Source organism: Paraburkholderia lebeckiae (assembly GCF_050436325.1).
Taxonomy (GTDB): domain Bacteria; phylum Pseudomonadota; class Gammaproteobacteria; order Burkholderiales; family Burkholderiaceae; genus Paraburkholderia; species Paraburkholderia tuberum.
Genome location: NZ_JBNDLZ010000003.1, coordinates 1,944,027 through 1,966,643 on the forward strand (window position 1 = coordinate 1,944,027; position 22,617 = coordinate 1,966,643).

At 59.2% G+C, this 22,617-nt stretch carries 20 protein-coding genes and 4 pseudogenes; 10 read left to right on the forward strand and 14 right to left on the reverse strand.

Annotation, left to right across the window (positions count from 1 at the left end; translation table 11 throughout):
• Positions 1 to 501: 501 nt before the first annotated feature.
• A pseudogene (locus tag OKW44_RS26835) lies at positions 502 to 770 on the reverse strand (hypothetical protein); the annotation flags it as partial.
• Positions 771 to 921: 151 nt separating this feature from the next.
• Entirely contained in the window at positions 922 to 1,521 is a 600-nt protein-coding gene (locus tag OKW44_RS26840) for a hypothetical protein (RefSeq protein ID WP_343219774.1), read from the reverse strand.
• On the opposite strand from OKW44_RS26840, the gene OKW44_RS26845 reads away from it, so the two are divergent.
• On the forward strand, positions 1,520 to 2,374 hold the full coding sequence (locus OKW44_RS26845) for a class I SAM-dependent methyltransferase (RefSeq protein WP_018419049.1): 855 nt from the start codon (positions 1,520 to 1,522) through the stop codon (positions 2,372 to 2,374). The genes OKW44_RS26840 and OKW44_RS26845 overlap by 2 nt on opposite strands.
• Before the next feature lie 360 nt (positions 2,375 to 2,734).
• On the opposite strand, the gene OKW44_RS26850 is transcribed toward OKW44_RS26845, so the two are convergent.
• The 3 genes from OKW44_RS26850 to OKW44_RS26860 form a co-directional block, all read right to left on the reverse strand.
• Complete coding sequence (locus OKW44_RS26850; protein ID WP_026225553.1) at positions 2,735 to 3,577, reverse strand: tetratricopeptide repeat protein; 843 nt, start codon at positions 3,575 to 3,577, stop codon at positions 2,735 to 2,737.
• Positions 3,574 to 4,524 carry a non-homologous end joining protein Ku gene (gene ku, locus OKW44_RS26855; protein ID WP_018419047.1) on the reverse strand — a complete coding sequence of 317 codons (951 nt, stop codon included), beginning with the start codon at positions 4,522 to 4,524 and terminating at the stop codon, positions 3,574 to 3,576. The genes OKW44_RS26850 and ku overlap by 4 nt, the downstream gene beginning before the upstream one ends.
• Before the next feature lie 487 nt (positions 4,525 to 5,011).
• Complete coding sequence (locus OKW44_RS26860; RefSeq protein WP_018419046.1) at positions 5,012 to 5,176, reverse strand: DUF2934 domain-containing protein; 165 nt, start codon at positions 5,174 to 5,176, stop codon at positions 5,012 to 5,014.
• Positions 5,177 to 5,657: 481 nt separating this feature from the next.
• Here OKW44_RS26860 and OKW44_RS26865 point away from each other — a divergent pair, with 481 nt between their 5' ends.
• Together OKW44_RS26865 and phaP are read left to right on the forward strand one after the other, a co-directional pair.
• The gene (locus tag OKW44_RS26865; protein ID WP_018419045.1) at positions 5,658 to 5,861 is read left to right on the forward strand and encodes a cold-shock protein; all 204 of its coding nucleotides are present in this window, start codon (positions 5,658 to 5,660) and stop codon (positions 5,859 to 5,861) included.
• A gap of 745 nt (positions 5,862 to 6,606) precedes the next feature.
• The gene (gene phaP / locus OKW44_RS26870; protein WP_018419044.1) at positions 6,607 to 7,134 is read left to right on the forward strand and encodes a TIGR01841 family phasin; all 528 of its coding nucleotides are present in this window, start codon (positions 6,607 to 6,609) and stop codon (positions 7,132 to 7,134) included.
• A gap of 544 nt (positions 7,135 to 7,678) precedes the next feature.
• Here phaP and OKW44_RS26875 read toward each other — a convergent pair.
• A complete protein-coding gene (locus OKW44_RS26875; protein ID WP_018419043.1) occupies positions 7,679 to 7,903 on the reverse strand; it encodes a dodecin family protein in 225 nt (74 codons plus the stop codon).
• 739 nt (positions 7,904 to 8,642) lie between these two features.
• Between OKW44_RS26875 and OKW44_RS26880 the strand changes: the two genes are divergently transcribed.
• From OKW44_RS26880 to OKW44_RS26900, 5 genes are all read left to right on the forward strand, one after another.
• Positions 8,643 to 10,403 carry a hybrid sensor histidine kinase/response regulator gene (locus OKW44_RS26880; protein ID WP_018419041.1) on the forward strand — a complete coding sequence of 587 codons (1,761 nt, stop codon included), beginning with the start codon at positions 8,643 to 8,645 and terminating at the stop codon, positions 10,401 to 10,403.
• A 287-nt stretch (positions 10,404 to 10,690) separates the two neighbouring features.
• Positions 10,691 to 11,011 (forward strand): acylphosphatase, encoded by a 321-nt coding sequence (locus OKW44_RS26885; protein ID WP_018419040.1) that lies wholly within the window; start codon positions 10,691 to 10,693, stop codon positions 11,009 to 11,011.
• Between the two features lie 594 nt (positions 11,012 to 11,605).
• Complete coding sequence (locus tag OKW44_RS26890) at positions 11,606 to 12,043, forward strand: response regulator (protein WP_018419039.1); 438 nt, start codon at positions 11,606 to 11,608, stop codon at positions 12,041 to 12,043.
• Positions 12,044 to 12,771: 728 nt separating this feature from the next.
• Entirely contained in the window at positions 12,772 to 13,212 is a 441-nt protein-coding gene (locus OKW44_RS26895) for an Hsp20/alpha crystallin family protein (protein WP_018419038.1), read from the forward strand.
• A 12-nt stretch (positions 13,213 to 13,224) separates the two neighbouring features.
• The gene (locus OKW44_RS26900) at positions 13,225 to 13,632 is read left to right on the forward strand and encodes an Hsp20/alpha crystallin family protein (RefSeq protein WP_018419037.1); all 408 of its coding nucleotides are present in this window, start codon (positions 13,225 to 13,227) and stop codon (positions 13,630 to 13,632) included.
• A 754-nt stretch (positions 13,633 to 14,386) separates the two neighbouring features.
• Here the strand turns inward: OKW44_RS26900 and OKW44_RS26905 are convergent.
• The 5 genes and pseudogenes from OKW44_RS26905 to OKW44_RS26925 all read right to left on the reverse strand — a co-directional run.
• Positions 14,387 to 14,926, reverse strand: a complete 540-nt coding sequence (locus OKW44_RS26905) for a hypothetical protein (RefSeq protein ID WP_026225552.1) — start codon at positions 14,924 to 14,926, stop codon at positions 14,387 to 14,389.
• A gap of 449 nt (positions 14,927 to 15,375) precedes the next feature.
• Positions 15,376 to 15,675 (reverse strand): annotated as a pseudogene (locus OKW44_RS26910) (SOS response-associated peptidase family protein); the annotation flags it as partial.
• 665 nt (positions 15,676 to 16,340) lie between these two features.
• Complete coding sequence (locus OKW44_RS26915; protein ID WP_018419034.1) at positions 16,341 to 16,691, reverse strand: hypothetical protein; 351 nt, start codon at positions 16,689 to 16,691, stop codon at positions 16,341 to 16,343.
• 642 nt (positions 16,692 to 17,333) lie between these two features.
• The gene (phoU, locus tag OKW44_RS26920) at positions 17,334 to 18,041 is read right to left on the reverse strand and encodes a phosphate signaling complex protein PhoU (protein ID WP_026225550.1); all 708 of its coding nucleotides are present in this window, start codon (positions 18,039 to 18,041) and stop codon (positions 17,334 to 17,336) included.
• Positions 18,042 to 18,205: 164 nt separating this feature from the next.
• A pseudogene (locus OKW44_RS26925) lies at positions 18,206 to 18,439 on the reverse strand (hypothetical protein); the annotation flags it as partial.
• Positions 18,440 to 18,704: 265 nt separating this feature from the next.
• Between OKW44_RS26925 and OKW44_RS26930 the strand changes: the two are divergent.
• Both OKW44_RS26930 and OKW44_RS26935 read left to right on the forward strand, forming a co-directional pair.
• Complete coding sequence (locus OKW44_RS26930) at positions 18,705 to 18,977, forward strand: DUF1488 family protein (RefSeq protein WP_018419030.1); 273 nt, start codon at positions 18,705 to 18,707, stop codon at positions 18,975 to 18,977.
• Positions 18,978 to 19,540: 563 nt separating this feature from the next.
• Positions 19,541 to 19,792, forward strand: a complete 252-nt coding sequence (locus OKW44_RS26935) for an RNA chaperone Hfq (protein ID WP_084754005.1) — start codon at positions 19,541 to 19,543, stop codon at positions 19,790 to 19,792.
• Positions 19,793 to 20,307: 515 nt separating this feature from the next.
• Here OKW44_RS26935 and OKW44_RS26940 read toward each other — a convergent pair.
• The 3 genes and pseudogenes from OKW44_RS26940 to OKW44_RS26950 all read right to left on the reverse strand — a co-directional run bounded on the left by OKW44_RS26940 (position 20,308) and on the right by OKW44_RS26950 (position 22,478).
• The gene (locus tag OKW44_RS26940; RefSeq protein ID WP_018419029.1) at positions 20,308 to 20,688 is read right to left on the reverse strand and encodes a response regulator; all 381 of its coding nucleotides are present in this window, start codon (positions 20,686 to 20,688) and stop codon (positions 20,308 to 20,310) included.
• 720 nt (positions 20,689 to 21,408) lie between these two features.
• Positions 21,409 to 21,634, reverse strand: a pseudogene (locus OKW44_RS26945) (anti-sigma factor family protein); the annotation flags it as partial.
• A complete protein-coding gene (locus tag OKW44_RS26950; protein ID WP_018418176.1) occupies positions 21,624 to 22,478 on the reverse strand; it encodes an RNA polymerase sigma factor in 855 nt (284 codons plus the stop codon). The pseudogene OKW44_RS26945 and the gene OKW44_RS26950, both read right to left, overlap by 11 nt.
• Positions 22,479 to 22,617: the final 139 nt, after the last annotated feature.

Consider the following 22,617-nt stretch of genomic DNA (forward strand, 5'->3'; position numbering starts at 1 on the left):
CCTCGCCTTGAGTTTGCCAACTCTGATGCTTGAACGTCCCGCATAGAGGCCCGATGACGCGCGCGACCATGAATGATTCAGCGCGTTGAAGAGTTGCGTCAATGCTGCCCTGCGTTCAATAGCATCCAAATCTGCTGCGAAGGTGTGCCACCGAGAATGCGAACGAACACCGCCCCACACTGCGAACAGATGTAGTGTTCCTCTCGTTTTTTAGCCCGCAGCGGCACAATGCCCTCGAGCGCGAGGTCGTGATGAGGAGGCTCGGCCGACGTTTTGCCGTATAGGTCAGCGCACCGTGCGCAGGGTTGAATCCAGAGGTCCATTCGCCAGTTGTCCAAAATTTCTGAGCGACACGGACTATGTCGATGCTGGTAGAACGCACGGGTTTCGAAGCGAGGAATATCTGCGACGCGGCGTCGCAAGGTAGACCATCTGTGGTAAGCGCACCATCAGCGCCCACGCCTTCAAATACCAACAAGGAATCGATGTCTTTCGCGGCCGGTCCCCAAATGGGTTGCCGATTTCTTTCACTGTGGTATTGAGGTCGCGTTCCACACGCGTGGCCTTGAGCACGCGCTCGATGTCGCGCTCGAAACTGACCGCGTTGCCGAAGTGAGTCATGTTCCAGTTGCAGCTTGTCTTGTCAGCTTCATGCAGCTGCGGCCCCGGCACACGAATCTTTACGCCATCCTCCATGATTTTCTGCGTCGATGGATTCCCCGATTGACCTCCTGCTGTAGCCGCGAGGCATTGAGCGTCTTGCGTATCATCCGAGTCTTCTTCCAGTTGCTCAAGCCAGTCAAGCGCAAGTGAGGCGTTGCGCAACTTGCCGCTGAGATGCAAAGTGCCAGGAAAAGGGACGGTGCGGGCGTCGGACTAACTTGTTGCCGAAAAGCTACCCGCCGCGCGAAGCTGGGCGCCCTACGGCCGTCTCGCCATGCCAGCAGCGGGTGGAAACACGTTCCAGTAGCCGTCGTCGGGTTCAAAGAAGAACAGTGCGTGAAGACCCGTCACTTGTAAGGTTTCCACACGTACGTAACGCCCTCTGCCAAAGCGGCTGTGCCCAAACGCGGTTACATGCACTGGCGCGGTGGGAGCAAGCCATTTTTCAACCTGGTACCGCAGTGACGCCGTTTTCGTGTCTTTCATCCGCTGCACCCTTGCATCGGCGCTTTTACGGCCCAGTCGCCCGATAGGCGAAAACGCCGTGACGCACCGGCCGCCTTCGAGGGATGACGCATTTTTCCGCACCGCATCCAGAGGCAGGAAACTACTTGAACTATAGTGCCAAAAGTTGACATTGGCATTTGTTTCAGCGGGACCGCAACACGAACAAGCGTAGCCCAAAAGCGGCTGTTCGGCGGCCTCGGGTGACGCTTGTTGGTGCGGCGCACCACACATTCGTTTGCTCTTTGCGTCGCCGACCCTGGATTGTTTTCCCGATAGGCAGACATACCCTTTACGAGGAACATAAGCCTGCGCAGCAACTTGCCAACGTGTCGGACCGGTCGAGGTAAGCATGGGGCAACTCGACTTCAGCGCCTTCGAGCACGAAGGTTGGGAGCGGGTCGCGCAGGCCTATCATACGTATTTCGGTGATTTGACCACCCAGTCGAACCACGCAATGCTCGAGACGCTCTGCCTTCAGCGAGGCGCGCGTTTTCTCGACGTTGCATGCGGCCCTGGCTACCTCGCCGCTGCCGCCGCGCGGTGCGGCGCGGATGTCGCCGGCGTGGATTTCTCGGTTGCGATGGTTGAAAAGGCGAGACGTGTCTTTCCGGGACTTGAGTTCCGCGTCGGCGACGCGGAGGATTTGCCATTTCCCGACGAAAGCTTCGCGTCAGTGGGCATCAGCTTCGCATTGTTGTTGCATTTTCCGCACCCCGAGCGCGCGCTCGCGGAGGCGTTTCGTGTACCGCAACCTAACGGCAGAATCGCCTTCACGGTATGGGCGACACCGGAGAAGGCAGTGGGCTTCGCCATGGTGTTGAAGGCCATCGAGAAGCATGGGACGACCGATGTTCCCGTCCCTCCGGGACCACCCTTCTTCCGGTTCAGCGATTGGCAGGAATCAGCACGCGTGTTGCTCGATGCCGGGTTCGTCCAACCGGGCGTGCGGGAGCTGGACCTTACCCTCGTGCTTCATGCTCCCGATACACCCTCTCATGCCCTCATACGCGGTGGCGTACGGTTTGCCGCGTTGCTGAACGCCCAGACGTCGGCCGCCCTGAAGTCGATTGAACGGGCCGTCGTACACGACGCAGAGGCGTATCGCAGCGATGGTGGGGAACTGCGGCTTCCCATGAGCTGCGTTCTCGCTTCCGCTCTGAAGACTTTGGGGGACGCGGATTTATCTGAACGGGCCCGTGGCTAGAATTTGCCAAGCCGGATGCTTGAATACTCGGAGTAAAAGCCCCGACGCCTCGCACCACCGATAATGACACGGAGCATCGAACGCTCGAATCTCCCGTCCCGCGAGTTAGAGCTTGCGGGCATGCTCGCACGCGCATTCGAGCTTGACCCTCTTGCCCGCTTTGTTTTTCCGGACGACGCGGTTAGGAGACGTCACTTGGTTCTTCTTTACCGACTCTACGAGAACGATGCGCAACGCAGCTTTGTACGTGCTCGCATCAGGCCGTCGCCTGCACATGCCGCGAGTTTCAGCATCCTCATGAACGGGTTGATTGGTCGAACGTCGTGCTCTGAAACACACGAATTGGCGGCGAAGTCCAGTTCAGCCGACGAGCCGACGATAAGCGCTGAGATGCCGGACGAGACCTTGTTTGTCGCCACGAATCTCGCTCAGCCGGGCAAGGTTAAAGTGAGCGTCTGCATGCGTCGGGTCGAGTTCTATGCATCGCTCATAGGCTGTCGCCGCAGCGTCATAGCGTTTCAGCTCTTCGAGAACGACCGCGCGGTTGAAGTGCAGTAACGCGTCATCCGGGAAGTGCTCTAACGCCCCTTCAAAAACGGACAATGCCTCATCGCAACGCGTTTCTGCCTCACACAGCAATACGCCCAGATTGGTATATGCGTGGTAGTGCGGCGATGGCGCGAGCTCCAGCACTTTCCGGTAGGCCTGCTCTGCGCCAATAGCATCGGTTCCGGTCAGTTGTTCGGCGAGTGCAAACCATTCCTCCGCTTGCTGTTCCCGACTCGCCAGGTTTCGCGGTGTCGAGTCGAGGAACGCGACCTCGCCTCGAATAGGCGCGACCTCGAAGTCGAGCAGGTGCTGGCCCGAGGCCGCGTCCCATTGGGCCTGTCCTGACCTGACAGCCACGGTCTCGCCTACCGATGTGATTCGGATTCCAGACAGTGGAAGCTCGTCAGGGAGTTCGGCCTTTAGCTTGGCAAGCGCCTTCAGAATCTTCCGTGATGAGACTTTGGCTGATTGCAACTGAAATGCTGTGCGCAGGACCACTACATCCTGGAAAGAGAACCGAAGTTCGTTTCTTCGGCCGCGTGCAGGGTGAACAAATCCTGCTTCAATCAGCCCGGAAAGCACCCGACGCGAGACCCCCAGCAGCGATTGAAGGCTGCGCAACGAGTAGTCGTTTGACTGATTCCGTCTGGTCACTTGCGTGCTCGAACCTTTGCCGGCTGCGCCTCTTTGATGTCGGCTTTCGGTGTGGCTCGTTTGACAGGGCGCCTTGGTTTGGCTGCCAACACTTCGACGTCAGCGGCGGTGGTCTTCTTCGTTGCCATTGTCCTGGGCGGCGCCGTCTTCGCCGGTACGTCCCGTTTCGCCTTGTTGGCGCTGAGACTCGCCCGAAGCGCTTCCATCAGGTCAATTACCTGGCCGCCCGACTCACTCGTGGACTCCTCTGGAGACACAATCTGCTTGCCCGCGATTTTCCGGTCGATGGCCTCGAGAATCCGCTTTTTCTCCTCGTCCTCATAAGCCGACGGGTCGTACGCGTCTTCGGAGACCTGGTCGATGATTTGCAGCGCAAGCTTGAGTTCCGTGGCGGTTACGGGCTCCTGCTCGATATGCAAATCGCTCAATGCGCGCACCTCATCTGCGAACAGCAGCTGCTGGAAAACCATACCGTCTTCAGCGGGCCGTATCTGGACGATGCGGGTTTTGCCTTTATAGGACCATTTGGCGAGTGCGCACCGTTCGCTTTGGCGCATCGCCTGCTGCAGCAGACTGTAGGGTTTGCCACCCCGTTTGTCCGGCGCAATGAAATACGCCTTGTCGTAGTACAGCGGGTCGACCGATTTTTCCGGCACGAAAGAGACAATTTCCACGACATGCGTCGCGCCTTCCTCGAGCGCTTTCAGCTCATCAGGCGTGAAAACGACGAACTGTCCCTTCTCGAACTCGTACCCTTTCTTCATGTCAGCACGTGTCACGACCTTGCCGGTGGCTTCAGAAACGTACTGCTGCTTCACCCGCCCGCCTTCTGGCGACAGGAAATTGAAGCCTACCCCTGAGGCACTCTCGGTGGCCGAATACAGTTTGACCGGGATGGAAACCAGCCCGAATGAAAGGGTCAACGATGCGATTGAGCGCGCTGCCATGGACTTCTCCTCGTAGCCGGCGGCAGGAAACTCGCGCGGCTTCTGATTACGGCTGGACCAGCCAGCTGTTGGAGGCTAGCCGATACCCTCCCGGCTTTCGCAAGCTTAGCACCGGGAGACTAGTTCCCGGAGGCCGGAGCAAGCGAAATGCCCGTCGATGCTGATGCCGCCTTCAGTCGCACAGCGCCGCCGTTTGCACGGGAACCGAACTTTCTATTCATCCAAAGCTTTCGCAGAGTCAGTCCAACTCCGAGACGTTGCGCGCCTTACGCTCGGTCATGCGCGAACCGCCAGTTGTTTTCGCAGGGTATCCAGGTGTGCTACCTGCTAGCGCCGCCGATTTTGGCTCACTGGAAAGCACCCGAACTGGCGAAGAGCAAAGCGACACCCGGACGGTCGGAGTACCTGAGACCAGTCCGGTCAATCGCCAAGACAGGCGCGTGAGGGCCCTTGCTCAGGCGCCCGCATTGCCTTTGGCGCGCGCCGCTCAGGCTACTGTGTCGCCCTCAGATGCTGCCGGTGACTCGTCCGCACCCAACTGCTGTCGAGCCTTCTCCCAGTATTCGTCCGCGCGTCCTTCGGGAGAGCCGTCCTTCTCCCACAGATAGAAAGCAAGTGTTCGGATTTGTTCTTCAGTGACTGGCACGTCCATCTCAATCTCCTTAAAGAAAGTGGCCCGGGCGGGCAGGCTAATTACGGCTAGTCGATGGTAGCAAGGCGCCTGCTTGATGTCGCTGGTCGTCGGCGACTCACCGTCTCAGTCTGGCACGGACCGTGGTTGCCCGAACGCTCTTCGTTGAGAGCCGACCTCATGTTGCTTTTGCAACGTCTTCACCTAGCCTATTTGATACTGAAACGGTCCCTCGGTTGGGTCAGCCGCCGAACAGATTTCGCCGAGTTCCCTTCGGGGCCGGCAACAGGCCAGTCAGCGGCCTCCTCGCGGCCACCTTCGCTCCTTCAGTTCGCGGTCAGCATGACATGTTGCGGACCAACGAAATGCGACAGAAGTCTCCATGTGCCGATGCCCCTGGTTGTCGGCCGTCAATCCGCTGTGGTAAAACCGGAATGGCTCGAGTCAGCCGTCCAGCTGACCGGCGTCCAACACAACACGTCTCTTTGGAAGATTCAGCAAAATGGCAACAGGTACAGTCAAGTGGTTCAACGACGCGAAGGGGTTCGGATTCATTACGCCAGATGATGGCGGAGAAGACCTGTTCGCACATTTCTCTGAAGTCCAGGGAAGCGGCTTCAAATCGCTGCAAGAGAACCAGAAGGTGAGTTTCGAAGTGAAACAAGGCCCGAAGGGCAAGCAGGCATCGAACATTCAGCCGCTGTAGGCGCGGGTCATCGAATGGTTTGAACCGGATGGCCCGCTCATGCGGGCCATCTGCTTTTCACGAGCATCGCCGCTTCCGGCATCGATAGCAGATACCGCAAGATGTCACCGCCATGACTCCCTGGCGCCTTTGCAACAATGGTTTACGCGTAGCATGCGCCAAGTCATGACGACAAGGCTCAAAGCGCTGGCGGCCAATATCCAGACGATATACCCGATTGCTTCTTGGGCCCGGGCCTATACGATTGTTGACACGCCAGCGCCCCAATGCGTTGCGTGTGTGTTTCGGCCGCAGCGATGTCTGCGGCTTTTTTTGCGCATTGCGGTACATGGAACACCGGTTCCGAAGTTGCAGCCCGCTGTTGCCGGATGGGCGGCTTCATTTTCGTCGACGCGCACCGCTGGCCGGCCCATTGGCGCCGTCATTGGCTGTCTTGCGGGAAAGTACCTACTGAGCGCAAAGCGTGGCCTGAACTGACGACAGGCCGTTAGAACCACCCTGGGCTGCCAGTGCGTGGGGCTTCCGGGTTGACAGACGTCCGCCGCCAGGGCTAATTTGTGGCACTGCATGAATGAATAGTGCGTTGCAGTACAAGGCAGCGGAGAGCCCGGGTAGCCGCTTCCATGGCACGGTGGGAGTGTCGGGGCCCTGCAAGGTCAGCGCAGATGGCCCAGCCAAGTTCTTGTTCGGACTGCTAACAATCGGTCGACACCCTTTTGCCCTTTTCCTGAATGGAGTGACTAGCATGAGTACCGTGGCCCCGGAGCAGTTTGTTGCAGCACAGAAAGCACGCGCAACAGCGCTTTACAGCCTTTTCGAAAGCGGTTTCAAAGGCTTTGAAAAGCTGGTCCAACTGAATGTCGAAGCCACCAGGGCCAGTTTGGCCGAGAACCAGGCGGTTGCGACGGAGGCCGTTTCGGTTAAGTCACCCGAGGCGTTCTTCACCTTGCAATCGCGTCAGGCACAGGCATCGAACGAGAAGCTTCAGGCCTACTGGCGGCATGTGAACGAAATCCTGTCCGAGGCGGGCAGCGAAATCCTCGCAACCAGCGGGAAGCAGATTGATGAATATGTTCGGCAATCCCAGGCGTTCTTCGAGAACCTCTTCAGGAACGCGCCGGCGGGCAGTGAAGCATTTGTATCGCTGTGGAAGACGGGCTTCGGCGCTGCGCGTGACGCCGGAAATGCGACCTACGAGAATGCACAGTCGGCAGCCAGGCAGGCTGTCGAAGTCATCGACAAAGCGGGCAAGACCGTCAGCGCGAAGCCGTAACAACCGGGTCCTTGAGTTGCGCGATTGGCGCCGCATAAGCAGTCGCAGACGCTCGTCTCCCGGTTCGTCCCGACACGGCAATCGATGGACCTCGGTGAGCTGGACATGCGCCCCTGCAACGCCACGTGCGAGTGGCTGTAGCGCTGCAGGCGCTAATGTAAATACTTCTGCCGCATCGGCCAGTGGCGGTTTGACCGTGGCGCGATAGTAGCCGGCCCCGGAAGGACTACGCCATCTGCGATGCGACGAACGTGGTCGAATTTATGTGCGTTGAAGGCGAGCGCGTCCTGCCAGTTCGCAGCGGCAAGGAGGCGCAGGACTGACTGAAGCCCGCTGCCACGCAGGCACGCCGCCAGACTGAACTGCATGGCCCCGCAGGCGCGCTAGCGCAACATGCCGAGGCGTCGTGCATCGCGGCCACCGGAGCGTAAGCGCTAGCGTGAGCACTCTGGGAGTCGCACCCTCCGCAACTGGCGTACAAGCTCGATGCCGCAAACTTGCAGTATCGGAAGCCTCTTCTCTGCCGAGGTACGGGGTCGTCGTTTCATGCTTCGTACTTGAACGACAAAGAGACTCGCGCCCGGTATTCAACGACCTTGCCGCTATCGACCCTCATGTCGAGCTTGCAGACTTCGGCGACTCGCAAATCACGCAGCGAGTTCGCTGCAATTTCCACAGCATTTTTCGCCGCATCCTCCCAGGAGGTTGGGCTGGTGCCGATAATTTCCGTGACGCTGTAGACGCTGGATTCGGTATCTTGCTTGGCCATGATTCTCGCTCCTCTGGGTTAGGAGGCACGTTTTCCGCACCTCAATGATTTCATCATAGGCCGTCCCGCGTACCACGCGTCGCTTGAAGTGGCAACGCGCTGCCAGAGTCCCGCCAGGAGGCGGGCCAACTTCCAAGGGGGAAGCCATGTTCGATTGCACACCGAAACGCCGCCACATGCTCGCGCAATCGCCCACGAATGATTCTGCTCGCGGTGCCACCCGTGATGATGCAGCTACCGTGAAGCGGAGCGAGCCCGAAACTTCGAAGGTCCTCTGAACGTCGTGAAGGGTGTCTTTGCCGACGCCCAGGATGCAGTCATCACAGGTACTGCACCGTCTCCGCAGTTCGCCCTTGACGCTCAGACAGAAGCAACCGCTCCGTAGCGGGATATCGCATGTTCACTGTTCGGACGTCCGTCCGGGTACTTCCGGTTCCGCTCAGTCGAGCAGATTATGAATCGCCTTTATCAACTGGCCTATAGGGGCGGGCTTCAGCGACAATACGTCTCATAGCGGCTCTTCCGGTTCAGGCGGCAGCGCGGCCGACAGCATGACCACCGGAATGTCGGCCGTCGCGGTGTCGCCCTTCAACCGTTGACAGAGTTCGACTCCGTCAACGCGCGGCATCTCCAGTCGGTCACGGCTTGCCGGCCGGTTTTTGTGATGCAGCGCCTACAATTAATCCAGCATGGTAATTTCTTCCGTGTAGCCACATACCCATTACAACCTGGAGACCCTATGGCCGGGCTGTCTGCATCATCGGCAGCGGACCGCGCGCGGCGTGAGGGTAGTCTCGTCACACCAACGCTCGACACGCGTGCGCATCGCCCACCCGACTATGCGGCAGAAAGCAGCGCGATGCACCGTCTGGCGCAGGCACTGACGTCGTCGGACGGTGCCATGCTGCAGACGCTCTCGGATATGGCACTGAGTCTGTGCGAAGCCGGGAGCGCGGGCATCGGCCTGCTGGAAACCGGCACTGCCGGCGCCCTCGTGTTCCGCTGGGTCGCGGTTTCGGGTGCATGCGTGGCCGCTGTGGGCACCACCATCCCGACTGCGGACAGCCCGAGCGCCGTGACGCTCGAACTGGCTTCGGGACAACTGTTTTCGTTTCCCCGGCGCCACTTCGCCTGCCTGGAACACGTCTCTCCGGAGATTATCGAAGAGCTGGTTGTACCCATTCCGGGCGAACATGAGCCGTGGGGCACCCTGTGGGTCATGTCCCACGACGGGGTACACCTTTTCGATGCGGAGGACCGCAGAATCCTGACCAGCCTTGCAAACTTCACCTGCGCGGCGCTCACCATGACCCGGGCGAAGGCTGACGCGGAAGCCCGGGCGGCAGAAGCGGAGGCCGCCAGGAATGCGCTGGCCCTGGCTGAAGCACGCAAGGACGACTTCATTGCGACCCTGACTCATGAATTACGCAATCCCCTCGCGCCAATCGACGGTGCCCTGACGGCGGCGCGAAAGCTCGCGACAGACAATCCCGCCGTGTTGGCTGCATTGGGCATCGCTGACAGACAGATGCGGATACTGAAACGGCTCGTCGGCGACCTGCTCGACGCGTCCCGGATAAGGCATGGCAAACTGTCCGTGCGCCCGTCGTACGGGTTGCTCCAGGATATCGTGGCCGACGCGGTGACGGCGATGAAGGCCGACGCCGCTAATGGTCCGCACCAGCTGCATGTCACTGTTCCCCCGTATCCGGTGACCGTTCATGCGGACGCGGCCCGACTCACCCAGGTTATATCGAATCTGCTGACGAACGCGGTGAAATACACGCCTCCCGGCGGCGACATCACGTTATCGGTAAAGGCACCGGACCTGAGCATCGCATCGATACGCGGCTCATCGCCCCGAACTGCGGTCATCACGGTGACGGACAACGGTGCGGGCATTTCATCTTCAATGCTGCCGCACGTCTTTGACATGTTTGCCCAGTCGGCGTCAGCACGCGGAAAGGCACAAGGCGGACTCGGAATCGGACTGGCGGTCGTGAAGCATCTGGTTGCCGCACACAACGGCACGGTTACCATTGCGAGCGCGGGCGAAGGTAAAGGGACGGAAGTCACCGTGCAGCTCCCGATTGTCTGCGAGAGCACGAGCGAGTCTGTCGTTACCGCGACACGCCCGACGGCGTCAAGTCGTATCCTTCTTGTCGACGACAACGCGGACACCATGGAGGCGCTGGCTACGTTGCTGGAGCTCGAGGGGCATGAAGTGAAACGGGCACAGAGCGGACCCGACGCGCTCTCGATAGTGGAATCATTTACTCCGGACGTTGCCCTGATTGATATCACGATGCCCGGCATGGATGGCCTTGAGCTTGCGCAACTGCTTCGCCTTCGGGCCCAGTGCTCCCAGACGAAGCTGGTTGCTTTAACGGGCTACACCGATGCCACCAGCAGATTCCAGACCGACGAACGGGTATTTGACTGCCATCTCACCAAGCCACTATCGCTCGATGACCTGGCGGATGTCATGCGTCGCTCGTAGAGCCTGATGGCTCGATGGCAAACAGCCCGATGGCAAACGTTGAAGGCGAGTCTCATGGCGCCGCGACACTGGACGCCGCTATCCCGCTGGACGGTTACGTGGCGGTATGCGAATACGCATCCATTCGCGCAGCGCGGCTGCGGTACCTGAGCCGCATTTCCGGGACAGAGCGTTCTTCAGGTATTTCCAGGAAAAGCCTGCGGGAGACGATAGTCAGGCATGCGATTGCAGCCGGGCCACTTCAGTGAGGGGCGAAGCTGCGCCAATACTTTTCAAGGACTACACGCATGGAAACTGACAACCAGGATGGGATGCTTGAGACCCGGCTGGTGCAGGTGCGTGGTCAGGGGCGTGGTCAGGTGCAGGGCATTGGCTACCGGGAAGCGTGCGTACGTCAGGCTCGGGCGGTAGGCGTCACCGGCTGGGTACGTAACCGCATGGACGGTTCGGTGGAGGTGATGCTGCAGGGTTCGCCGGAGCAGCTTGCCAACATGTGCACGTGGCTAAGCGAGGGCATGTCCGCAGCGCTGGTCGGCGAGCTTGAAGTGACCGAGGTGCCGCCGCCGTTTGCCCGCTTTGACTACTTTGAGCGATTGCCCACGCTGTAAAGGCGAGCATTTCGACACAGCGGAAGATGTCGGGTTTTCCATCTGCAGGCCTGTCGGGCAGCGCCATCGCTGATGTCAACGGGATGGACCTCGGTGCCTTTCAGCTGCGGGGTCACCGCGCGCTTCGAAATACACACAACCAGGCGGTAGCGATATGCCAAACATCGAGGCCTGCCGCTGGCCCAACGGCCCCCAAAATCCAACCTGTCCGCGCCGACCCCCGACAATGACTTCGCTGGCGCCCCTTCCAGATAAGCTCCGACCCTCCGGTCGATGTCCTGCGGCCCGTCCCTGTCGAGAAGCACGTCAACATAGAGGTCGGGCACGAACGGCACGGGTTATCGCGGTCGAAACGCTCTGGTCAGACGACGCCACGCGGCGACCAATCCGTTGCGGTCCAGGAAAGTGGGCGCGTCCATAAGCGTCTCCCCGGCAACTTACTTTAAGCGTATGCCCTTTGTTGTAATGTAACAATTATGTATGTGTGCACTGCGCCAGTAACACTACCTGCATAGCCTTTGCCGGACCGGCGGCAGGAAGACTCCGGCACGGTCGTTGCAACTCCTCCGTAAACGTCCTGTATCGCATCTCGTCATGTCAACAGTCCTGCTTGTCGACGATGAGTCGGATAACCTGTGGGTACTTCAGCTTCTTCTGGAAGAGCATGGCCATCACGTACTCTTTGCAGAAGATGGGGACGTGGCGCTGCGAAAGGCTGCCCGCCACGTTCCGGAACTGATTGTTACGGACTGGGAGATGCCCGGGATGAACGGGGTCGAACTGTGCGAACGTCTCAAGCTCTATCCGGCGCTTGCCCAGATTCCAGTGGTGATGGTTTCCGCCCGGGCTCCTCCGGAAGGAGAGGTGAAAATCTGGAACGCCTTTCTGCGCAAACCCATCGACCTAGATAGTTTTGACGCAACTGTGAGTTCGTTCCTGGCTAAACGGCTAAGGGACTTATCGAGACGCTCGTTCCCTTCGGACCGCGCAATGTCCCGATGGCAGCCAATCTGCTCGAAGTGTTGGCCGTAGCAGGTTTGCGGATGGCCTGGATGCGGCGGCGGGACGAACGGGCAGAGAAAGCGGACAGGCTGCCAGGCGGCCAGTCTCGGCTCTGTTCCCTTGCAGGTGCACGGAGGAGGTAGCAACATCTACCAGCTTGGTCCGGACCACCTCGTTCAGGCACGATGACTCCGCTCGTTGCGCACGGTTACCGCCGCGCTTCGCCGCCTGAAACGCCAGCGCCACGGGGTCAGCAGCGTACAGCTGTATGACACGGTCGCCTCTTACCCGTGCAATACGTTGCATAGCGACACAAAAAAACCGCTCCGCAGAGTGCCTTCGCGGAGGAACCTCGTCCGTCTGCAGACCAGTTGCGCTGAACCGGGTCTGCCGGCCGACCGAAGACCCGTTTGATGCACCTCCGCCTGCCGCATGACATCTGTTGGAAAGCCTCGTGTTGAGCGCAGCCTCACCCGATGCCTGCCAAAGGTTCTCCAGTCCGTATCGAATTCCACAATGCTCTCCAAGTTGAACCGGGTGCGTGAATTCTATGGGCACCGGCGTGGTTTTCAAGAGCCGAAAAATTTCTGCTGGTCGCCCCTTGAAAATCTCTTCCGGCCTACTATTTTTGAATCGCTCAGGCGGCAGTCCTGCAGTTAGCGGTCGCCGCGTGTTTCAACCTGTTTGTCTGCGACCAGGCAAACGAACCGGTGAGCGTATGCCGGTTCGTCTCCTTGCCGCCAGAGGAGAAAGCGACCATGAGTGACCCTTACTTTGGAACCGACCTCTTCAGCGAACTGGACCGACTGCAACGTCAGATGTCCAGCCTGTTCGGCGGCTTTCCTTCAAGCCTTCGTTCCAGCCGGTTCGGAACGTTTCCGCCCATCAACATAGGTACAACCGACGACACAATTGAAATCGTAGCGTTCGCTCCAGGTGTCGATGCATCGAAGCTCGACATTTCCATCGACAAGGGACTCCTTACGGTAGCCGGTGAGCGCACGACTTCGGAGACGGCATTGGCCGAAGAGACGAGACAGTATGCACAGGAGAGGTTCAGCGGCTCTTTCCGTCGCGTCATCGAGCTTCCGCAGCAGGCCGACCCGGACAAGGTGCAGGCGCGTTATATCGACGGATGCCTGCTTGTTTCAGTTGGCAAGCGCGAAGCTTCCCGGCCTCGTGCGATTACCGTTCAGTAATGGGGTGACATCATGAGCGATACGACCCAGATTGCCCAACGCGAGCAGGGAGAAGTGACGCGTCAAGGTGCAGAAGAAGCGTCGCGCCGAACGGCGCTGACGCCGGCCGTTGACGTCTTTGAGGACAGTCATGCCGTCACCCTCTGGGCAGATTTGCCCGGCGTCCCCAGGGACAAGCTTGATATCAAGGTGCATGACGGCAGCCTGTCCATCGAGGCGGAGTCGGTAGTTCAGACTCCTCCCAATCTACGGTTGTCCCACGCAGAAGTGGGCGGCCCGTATTTTCGGCGGCGGTTTACCATCGGCGACGATTTTGACACATCAAAGATTGAAGCGAACCTGAAGGACGGCGTCCTGAAATTAACCATCCCGCGCCGCGAGGAATCGAAACCACGCCGCATTGAAGTAAGCGTAGTCTAAAACGACAGTCAGGTGAAACGACGAAAGGAGCATGGGGCCGTCTGCGAACGGTCCCATGTGTCACGGCACTTTCGCTTTTCCTGAGCAGGCATACGGCTAAACACGCGACCGCAGAGTTCCCTGGTACCGCTGACGGGAAGTAGCCGGCAGAGCGTCCACAGGAAGCCAAAAACTGGAGGCGCTGTCCGCTGCTGCGGCGACGCCTCAGGAAAGGATTAGCCCCTTTGGCAACATCCGGCCGCCCATGCGACGTCGCTACCGGCGCTCCAGTTACCGTACCGACACTGGATTGATGCTGGCTTCCAGTCGCTTGAGGATAAGCTCAAATCGGAACGTCGCGTGGGCAATTTCGTTTTCGGCGATGCGCCCACGATGGCTGATGTATGACTTGTGCCACAGGTCCGAAATGCTCGTCGATTCGAGATTCCGATGGACAAATACCCGTTAATTTCACGGCTCGCTGACAATGCCATGACTCTGGAGGCATCTATTCAGGCGGAGCCAAGGAGTCAGCCCGACGCGGAGAACTGACGCAAAAGTTTCGAGGCGCCGGTCCGAGCAGTGGTCTGGAGACATGCTTTTGACCGGCGATAATCTTATCGCACGACTGATAAGATTACGAGAAAATCACAGGACTACGCCTAATCTTCTCGCAAACTCATCACAAGTGAGAAGCTTTCCCTGTCGCCATTCCCTTTTTGAGTTCGGTCGGGGACGCGGGTAGGCCGGTCCCAGCTTAGTCGCCCGGACTACGTTACTTCAACAGCGTCGTGAACTCCGGGGAATGCACAACCTTTGCAATCAGGTCCTGCACCGCTGGCATCAACGCCTGAGCAGTCTGGTTGCAGGCAGTTTCGCCATAGTAGCTGGACGCGTATGAATAGTTTTCGGCAACGCTCAAGCTGCGACCATTCGACGACGAAACGGTCAATCCGAGATTCCACGCACCAGAGACTGACGAAAAGTCGATACTGTCCAATCGCCCCGTAAGCTGGACCGGGGCACCGGGCGCGTACACCCCAGCGATTTTGAGCTCTGACACAAGCCCACTCTTTACGAAGTCGGCGAATGGCTCACCGTCCGGCGTCTTGATAGGTCCGACACCTCGACACATTATCTCGTTCGGGCTTTGGTTCGACATCGGCGATTGGGTGAATGCGCCCACACCAACACCGTTGACCACAGTCGACTTCAAGGCGACCACATTGTCGGCAGAAATCGAGTACCTCGGAACCGCATAAGTTGAGCAGCCGGCCAGCGTGGCGACTGCAAGCAAACCAAAAAGTAGCTTCATCCTTCTATTCCCCATTTGTTGTGTTTCTTTTGAGCCGTCTTATCCGGGTTTGAGACGGTTTCCAAGCCTGTGTCGTCGAACTGGGTAATGGCCGCGCCGTCGTGTCGAGCTGATTCACAGGAGAAACTTTCGCACCCCGAAAGCACCGGCGTAAAATCCGTTCGCGGAACAACCCAGCGTGGTGTTCAGTTCCTGCGAACGTCCTGCGGTTGGCTATGCTGCCGTGACCGCCCTTGGTATTACGGCGGTCTGGAGCCGGACTTGAGGAAATGTGTCCCGATAGGGTCTACGTCCGCGACGGGGATGACTGGCTTTCTTGCCGCAGCACAGACGAAGCGAGGTCGTTTCTACAGTTGTACCCAGCGGAGGAAATGCATGCAGAGGCATTCCCGCCGCCGCCACGGACGCCGCGTGCGAAGCACGCTGAGGGCGAGCAGTCGCTGCTCGATTAGCCGATGTTCATGGAACGGCCGGTCTCTGTCATCAAGAATCGCGTATTGCGCCCCAAGGTCGGATGCATCGGGATTCAGCCATACGTCGATGCGCTCCGGCTTGATTGGGATGATGCAGCGGTCGTGCCCCGCAGCAGCAATCTCCCGCGGCGGCTCGTCCGTAATAGCAGCAAACAAAAACATATCCGGCTCACCCGCACCCGACCAATGCGACCAGAGACATGCGACAAGCATGTTGTGAGCTGGATTTCGCTTGAACTGAAGAACTACGTTTTCATCCTTCTCCCCCTCGGCGAGTATCGCCGCGCACGTTGCGAGGACTCACGTTAACAACTGTTTCGAAGACCAGGGACAGCGAAACGCCCAGACACGGATGGACATCCTGGGCGATGCCAGCAATGGTCTCAACGTGGTCGGCTGAAAACGAAAATCCTCGCCAAATGCCACCAGCAGACACCAGCTAATGCTTCGGCTGTGCAGGAGAAAGAGAGAATTATGAACCCGGAAGCAACGGCGGCAGGGCCTGGCATTCGTGTCCCGGCTCCGGTATTTTACCTGGCAGCGCTCGCGATAGGAATCGCACTTGAGTATCTGCTATGGCCGGTTCCGATTCCTGCAGCTCCGTCAAAGTATGTGATTGCGTCGATTTTTATTATCGTCAGTGTTTTGATAATTCCGCTTGTCCTCATGCGCTTTCGTCGAGCTGCCACTCCTTTCGACGCGAGGAAGCCTGCTGCTGCGTCTCTTAACAGATTGACCTTACCAGTTTCCCGCAATCCGGCATCAGTTCTTCGGAGCGACCCCTGGTTGGTCGAAACCGCTGGGAACGGAAATTCTGACCACAGATTAGCCATCAGGCAGATTGGGGATGATTGTTTATTTGCCGGCTGTGGACGAGGCAAACCCACGATGACTTTCATGGAAGTCATTGCAGAACGGAGATGAGAGGCCGCAGCACTAATTCAGTCGGAGCTCAATGTGTCGTCAATGACACGTTGCGCAGCACTGACACCGGTTGCGAGCGCATCTTCTTCCGTTGCGAAGAGGCGTCCGCTCGCGGCACCTAACCGGAGAGGGGAGAAGAGTACTCCCGTATCGCCCTCGCGCCTGACGGTTACAAGCGCGACATATCCCTGCGGTGAGGCGTAGCCGCTTCCATGCCCCTGGCCGGTGACGGGCAGGGCCTCTACCTCGACGATAAAAAGCTTGTACTGGTAAATCCGCCTCATTTCGGTCCCCAAGACCCGCGAAGCAATGACAGAAACCAGAAGCACGTCCCTCAAATCGCTTTCGAGGCAAGTTGTCTCACGCATGCTTCGAGCCGCGAGCGCTGTTAATGTCAACGCGCCAGCAGGAGCGCTTCCAAAGACACCGGTTTGACGAGAGAGCAACCCAGGCCAGTGCAACCCGTCGCCTAGATTTCCGGAATTCGCGTACCGCTGTTCGCTATGGCGCAGGCTACTCGATTTCAAAGTTGGCCGCCATCTGCGTGTGCTCGCCTCCATGGAGACCAGGTAGTGAAATCCGCTGATAAAGGCAAAAAAACAAGAGCCCTTACCGGCGCGCTCCGCGCCGACTGCGAAACAGCGTACGACTTACCAGCGTGGCGATGGTCGCAATCGCAATGCACGTGACCGTAGTCGACGACAATCCGACAAAAATCATGCAGACAATCGCCGCGACGGCAAACGTCATTTGCACCAGGCCGAGGACCAGCCGCAGAATCCCCCAGATGAGGTAATTCTTTTCGACCGAGCCCAAAGTCGAAGGAGCGTTCGGGGCAAGGACTCTCGCCGGTGCTCGCGTTCTATCTGCCTTCGATGCCTGACTGATTTCATGTAAGGGCCTTCTCGCCTAAGAATTCCCGATGTACGAGCAGGCGCATCACCCCCTTTCCTTATTACGTCCCCAGAATTTGAGATTTGGACTGTGGCGGTGCATCGCCTGCTTCAATCTCAGCTACCCGAGGCATCCCGCTCAAGTTGTTCTTGGGATACATGGCGAACATCGGCACCCTTGACGACATAAATCACAAATTCGGCGATGTTCTTCGCGTGGTCGCCGATACGCTCAATAGCCTTCGCAATGAACAGGTAGTCCAGTCCAATCGAGATGGTTTGAGGGTCTTCCGCCATGTATGTGACGAGCTTGCGCACGAACGCCCGGAACTCGCTATCGATAGCTTCGTCATCGCGGACAATCTGTGCAGCGGCAACTGTATCCATCCGTGCGAACGCGTCCAGCGCTCTGCGCAGGATGTGCACGGCCATTTCGCCGGAAGCCTTGATTTCAGCGGTGTTGACGTTTAGCCCTCCGCCGTTCGCGTGGATGCGCCGCATACGTTTCACTATTTTCCGCGCTTCGTCGCCCGCACGCTCCAGGTTGGTAATGCACTTCGAAGTGGCCATCAGGAATCGCAGGTCACGGGCGGCGGGCTGTCGACGAGCAATGATATTGGTGACCTCCTCGTCGATTTTGATTTCCATGGCATTGAGCCGATGTTCACCCTCGAGGACCTGGTCAACGAGTACCGTATCGAATTCTTTTACAGCCTCGAGCGCGTATGCAATCTGTGACTCCACAAGTCCTCCCATCTCGAGAAGCCTTGATGAAAGAAAGTTGAGGTCCGCATCAAACTTACTGGAAAGGTGCTTGTCTGGCATGGTCGCTCCCGAGTCGATACAGCCGGTGAAGCAATCGACGGTCATGCAATGCAGGTTGAAAAATCTGTTCGGTCGTATCAAATCCAGCGAGCGCGTCCCAATCCATGAAGGCCGTGTGCTCGCCCTCCGGGGCGCACTGACAGCGCACCGAGGGCGCTGTATCGCTACAATTTTGCCGGCCGACCGGTCTTGACGGTTTCCACTGCAGAAATAGCTGCCAGCAGACCCTCGGTAGTGGAAGCTGAGTCCAGCAAGAGCAGGCCAGCGCGAAGAATCTCACTCTTTTTAACCGACACGCCAGCGCCGAGACACTTCTGTTTCAGTACCGCGATTTTTTCGTAGTCGGACTTCGGCATGGTGAAGCTGTCGCGCACGACCTTTTCCTTCTTCATGCGCTTTCAGACTCAAGTTTAGCACCTCCCCAATGACTAATTTCGGCGTCCTCTCATGTACCTGCGGCCTCGAAGAATGTGGCGCCGCTGCGAACCATCCCGACTGCACTGCGCCCGGTTACTCTATGGGCTGCGGTGACGCTTCCGCTTAACGAAAGGGCTCGATAGCGGTCAACGCCGGGGGGCGGTCTGATTTATTATTGACCAGGTATGTCAGCGGGTGCTTTCGGGCGGTAATCCTGCGTTCGGTCAATAAGGAATCTATACAACTATGGACGACACCATCACCGCGGAACCCTGCGTTTCTTCAGACGGAAAAGTGGTTGCTTTCGTTGCATCTTTTCGCAACCAGTCGGTGCAATGCTCAATCAGCCGCGACGCGCTCGAACGGCATTTCTGGTTGCCGGCCGGTGCTAATGAGGCGCGCACATTGAAAGCATTTGCCGACGGACACCAGCGCATAACGGCAGCCGTCGAAAGAAGAATGCTCAAGAAGACCGGCACCGCGATAGTCTTGTCGGCAGCAGATTTTCCGGACCGATGACGCGGCTGGCTCCAGCAACGACCGTCTGTGACGTTCCGCACCGATTAAATCCGACGCATCTTTTAGAGTCGGCGCATTGCGTGCTTCCAACGCAGGCAGTCTCAGGGAAGCAACGCCAAACGCCGACCGAAGCGTTCGGGCCGTGGTCGCGCCCGCCCCCAAGGAATCAACGACGATGAAAGAAAAAAGGTCTCGGCGGAGGCACGCGCCCTCGTGCGTGTGGTGAGCGCCGCGCGAGAAGTACAAGCCGCGTCACTACGGCTCGAAGCGCACTACGCAGGAGACTCACATGAGCATCCATCGACTTTGGGATTGGCCAGATTCGCGGGGCCATGCAGGAACTGAAGGACGCGCGCGAAGCCTTCGATGTTCTGGTCGAGAAATGAGACCTGACCTCGGGCGACAATCTCAAACGTCGGCTTTGAGGGCCACTCGTGAGCCGTCAGCAGTTCCCATACTCGCACTGATGGCATGTCGCAGTCGCGTTACCGTCGACTGGCTCACATCCATAATGCTGGAGCTCCTGATGGTCCTTCCGCCCTCCGTAGAAGAAGGCTTTTCAGATGTCGTCCAGAGACAAGACGACTGTGAGCGTCTTTCTCAAGACCGGCATCCGCCTGACCGGGAAAATCGAATCGTTTGACCGCTACACCGTCGAGCTGGCGTCGCCCAGAGGCTCACAATCCATCATGAAGCACGCAATCGCCACCGTACTGCCGGGGGGGGGGGGAACCGCCTGCTCGCGCCGCATCCGACAAGCCGGAAACCACAGAGCGCCAACTGAATCAGCTTCGGATTCGCTAGTAGCCGAATGAAGGCTCGCCTGCGCCCAAGCGGACAGGACACCGCTGTCGAGAGGGCGCGGAAAATGATGTGGTCCGGCCTCGGCGTTTGCAGTCTGAGAGGATTCCTGCGTAGTGCAGGCCAAGGTTCCGGTTCTGTTGGCAGCATGCCCGGCATGAGGCCAGTGCTCAAATTTGCCACCGCGTCCGCCAAAGCTGATATTGACGGGGAGGCGGCGCCGACACCGCCGTTCACTCGGAACGCTTCGAATTGTGGGGGTCATGCGAATGGCAAAGAGCAGGACGACGACAAGCGCGCTGTACGGCAAGCGTGACGATTACCCCGGACAATAAGCTTATAGTCGCGTCCGGTGTCCTTGGAATTTTCGATAGCGAAGAAGAAACGTCAAAGCGCCCCACGCTAATGCGACGGGGTATGGGACTGGCAGCGCGAGAAGCATTCTCGTCTGACGCCGGGTCATTATCAATTTCCCTGTGGAATACCCGCTCGACCGCCGGCGTCACCGCAGCAGACAGCAAAGCAATGCCTAGGCGGCCAGGAGAACGCTCGCATCGCTGCTGCAGCGAGCATCTTCGATGACTTGCATGAGTGCTTCGAGGGAGAAGGGCTTTTGCAGACACACATCGAAGAGCCGGGCAAACTCTTCGTTGCTATCGCTGTCACCCGTCATGGACGCAACAAAGGGTCGGGGGAAGACTGGCCTGTCCAGCAGCGACAGCGCGACGGCACTGCCGTTGATGTCGGGGAGGTTTTCGTCCAGGAAAACGAGTTCGAAAGTGCCGGCATGGAGCAGTTCCAGCGCAGTCTCCCCGTCGTGCGCCATAACGGCGCGGTGACCAATGCAGTCCAGCAGGAAGGCCAGACTGTCCGCGGCGAACTCATTATCGTCGACGACGAGCACATTCATTCAATATCCTTATTACGCGAAGTTCGCGGCGCTGCCAAGAATGCTTCTTTTGTAATAAATATTATTAAATGGCGTTGCCTGTACGTTTAGTTTTACAGATTAATTCGTAAGTATATATCCACAGCCCCCTTCAGCAGGCGTTTAAATACCCCCCATACGACGCAGAGGACAAGGTCGACAATGCAACCAGGGACTAATGGAAGCAGCGGAGCCCCAAGAGCCCGGGTCTTCGCTTCAATCACGCCGGACGTGCCGCCGCCTGGCGTCACTCTCTATCGCGCGGGCAATAGACAGCTCCGCCAGAAAGGCCGGAGTCAAATTTCGACGTCCGCGCTCTTCCGGTGTCGGATAGTTCTGCTTATCGTCATAGGTCAGGTGAATTGACAGTGGAGGTGTTGAAAGACTCGTCGACATGCAATGGAGGCTGAAACTGGTCACCGCACGGTCCCGACGCTGCCGCGCGTCGGCGGGTTGCGTCCAGGTCACGCACGGCCTCAGCTGTCGGGGAACTGTTGAACACGACGAGCGCATCTCTGTAGCGTTCAATGTGAACGCCCGTGACCGCCGCCACCGCCCCAGTAATGGCCGCCGCCGCCCATACCACCCCTTGGGTATCCCTGCGCGCCCCAGCCGCCATGACCGCCCCAACCGCCGCGATATCCATGGCCCCAATAGCCGTGGTGGCCCCAGTAGCCGTGCCGGCCCCCGTAACAGTTCCTCCCTCGACCGCGCCGGGCAAGCCCGCCACGATCCGCGCCCGCAACGACTGCGGCGCCCGATGATACGGCGCCGCGCGCAGCGCGCCGCTCAGCGCGCGCAGGTTGTCGCTCGCGCGCCGGCAGTCGTCGCAGCTCTCGATATGCTGCTGGACCCGGCGCGCATCGGGCGCCGGCAGTTCGTGATCGGCGTTCGCATCGAGGAGCGGCCGAGCTTCGTTACAGTCCATCCGGCGTCTCCTGAGCGGGGTCGGCGACAGCGCCGGGAATGTTGAGGGGCCGGCCGTCGGCAAACGCCCGGAGCTGTGTCACTGTTGCGGTGGCGGGCACCCCCGCCGCCGATGCCGGGCGACCATCGCCGGAACTTCGTGCGGGCTGCGGGCAGGACGCAGGCGGCGCGGAGGGCGCTGACCGCGCGAGTCGGTCGGACTGCGCGGCCTGATCCGACGGCGCTCCCGTCGACCCGCGCGGGCCACCCTGCCCGCCTTTGCGCCCCCCGCCAACCGACTCCCCCCCGCCTCGCTGCTGCGCCATCAACACCTCCGCCAGCTTGCGCCGCCCACGCGCGAGCCGCGACATCACCGTACCGATCGGCACATCGGCCACCACCGCGATCTCCCGATATCCCATCTCCTCGAGCTCGCGCAAGATCAGCACCTCGCGATACTCGACCGGCAAACGCGCCAACGCGTCGTGTACCTGGCGTGCATCCTCGTCGCGGATCAGCAGCGTCTGGGGATCGTCGCCGCCCGCGCTCCAGCCGTCGAGTGTCGCGCCGTCCATCGTTTCGTCGAATTCCAGCATGTCGTGCGACGGCGCGCGCCGCCGCCATTCCGTGTACCAGGTGCGGCGCACGATCGCGAGCAGCCACGGCCGCGCAGAGTCGCCGCGAAACGTATCGAAGAAGCGGAACGCGCGCATGAATGCTTCCTGCACGACGTCCTCGGCATCGTTCGGATTGCCGCACAGCCAGCGCGCGAGGTTGTACGCGGCGTCGAGATGCGGCAACGCCAGCTGCTGGAAGCGGCGGCTTTTCGCTGCATCGGCATCGGCGTCTGAATCGGTCTGGACCACGTGGGCCCCTCCAAGGGCATGGCGGCTGCGTCGTGCGGGTCGCTGCGGTTGCGCGCCCCGCGAGGTGTCGTTCCTGACGTGTCTTTCACAGCAGAACTGGCCATAGACCGAGTTTATTCCCGACTCAGGCGAGCATTCG

What these genes read in the sequence shown, in the direction of transcription:
- OKW44_RS26865 (WP_018419045.1), top strand. Translation starts at nt 5,658, where the DNA reads ATGGCAACAGGTACAGTCAAGTGGTTCAACGACGCGAAGGGGTTCGGA.
- OKW44_RS26935 (WP_084754005.1), top strand. Translation starts at nt 19,541, where the DNA reads ATGTCGTCCAGAGACAAGACGACTGTGAGCGTCTTTCTCAAGACCGGC.
- OKW44_RS26895 (WP_018419038.1), top strand. Translation starts at nt 12,772, where the DNA reads ATGAGTGACCCTTACTTTGGAACCGACCTCTTCAGCGAACTGGACCGA.
- OKW44_RS26880 (WP_018419041.1), top strand. Translation starts at nt 8,643, where the DNA reads ATGGCCGGGCTGTCTGCATCATCGGCAGCGGACCGCGCGCGGCGTGAG.
- ku (WP_018419047.1), bottom strand. Translation starts at nt 4,524, where the DNA reads ATGGCAGCGCGCTCAATCGCATCGTTGACCCTTTCATTCGGGCTGGTT.
- OKW44_RS26930 (WP_018419030.1), top strand. Translation starts at nt 18,705, where the DNA reads ATGGACGACACCATCACCGCGGAACCCTGCGTTTCTTCAGACGGAAAA.
- OKW44_RS26900 (WP_018419037.1), top strand. Translation starts at nt 13,225, where the DNA reads ATGAGCGATACGACCCAGATTGCCCAACGCGAGCAGGGAGAAGTGACG.
- OKW44_RS26915 (WP_018419034.1), bottom strand. Translation starts at nt 16,691, where the DNA reads ATGCGTGAGACAACTTGCCTCGAAAGCGATTTGAGGGACGTGCTTCTG.
- phoU (WP_026225550.1), bottom strand. Translation starts at nt 18,041, where the DNA reads ATGCCAGACAAGCACCTTTCCAGTAAGTTTGATGCGGACCTCAACTTT.
- OKW44_RS26905 (WP_026225552.1), bottom strand. Translation starts at nt 14,926, where the DNA reads ATGAAGCTACTTTTTGGTTTGCTTGCAGTCGCCACGCTGGCCGGCTGC.
- OKW44_RS26890 (WP_018419039.1), top strand. Translation starts at nt 11,606, where the DNA reads ATGTCAACAGTCCTGCTTGTCGACGATGAGTCGGATAACCTGTGGGTA.
- OKW44_RS26940 (WP_018419029.1), bottom strand. Translation starts at nt 20,688, where the DNA reads ATGAATGTGCTCGTCGTCGACGATAATGAGTTCGCCGCGGACAGTCTG.
- OKW44_RS26885 (WP_018419040.1), top strand. Translation starts at nt 10,691, where the DNA reads ATGGAAACTGACAACCAGGATGGGATGCTTGAGACCCGGCTGGTGCAG.
- OKW44_RS26845 (WP_018419049.1), top strand. Translation starts at nt 1,520, where the DNA reads ATGGGGCAACTCGACTTCAGCGCCTTCGAGCACGAAGGTTGGGAGCGG.
- OKW44_RS26840 (WP_343219774.1), bottom strand. Translation starts at nt 1,521, where the DNA reads ATGCTTACCTCGACCGGTCCGACACGTTGGCAAGTTGCTGCGCAGGCT.
- OKW44_RS26875 (WP_018419043.1), bottom strand. Translation starts at nt 7,903, where the DNA reads ATGGCCAAGCAAGATACCGAATCCAGCGTCTACAGCGTCACGGAAATT.
- OKW44_RS26860 (WP_018419046.1), bottom strand. Translation starts at nt 5,176, where the DNA reads ATGGACGTGCCAGTCACTGAAGAACAAATCCGAACACTTGCTTTCTAT.
- phaP (WP_018419044.1), top strand. Translation starts at nt 6,607, where the DNA reads ATGAGTACCGTGGCCCCGGAGCAGTTTGTTGCAGCACAGAAAGCACGC.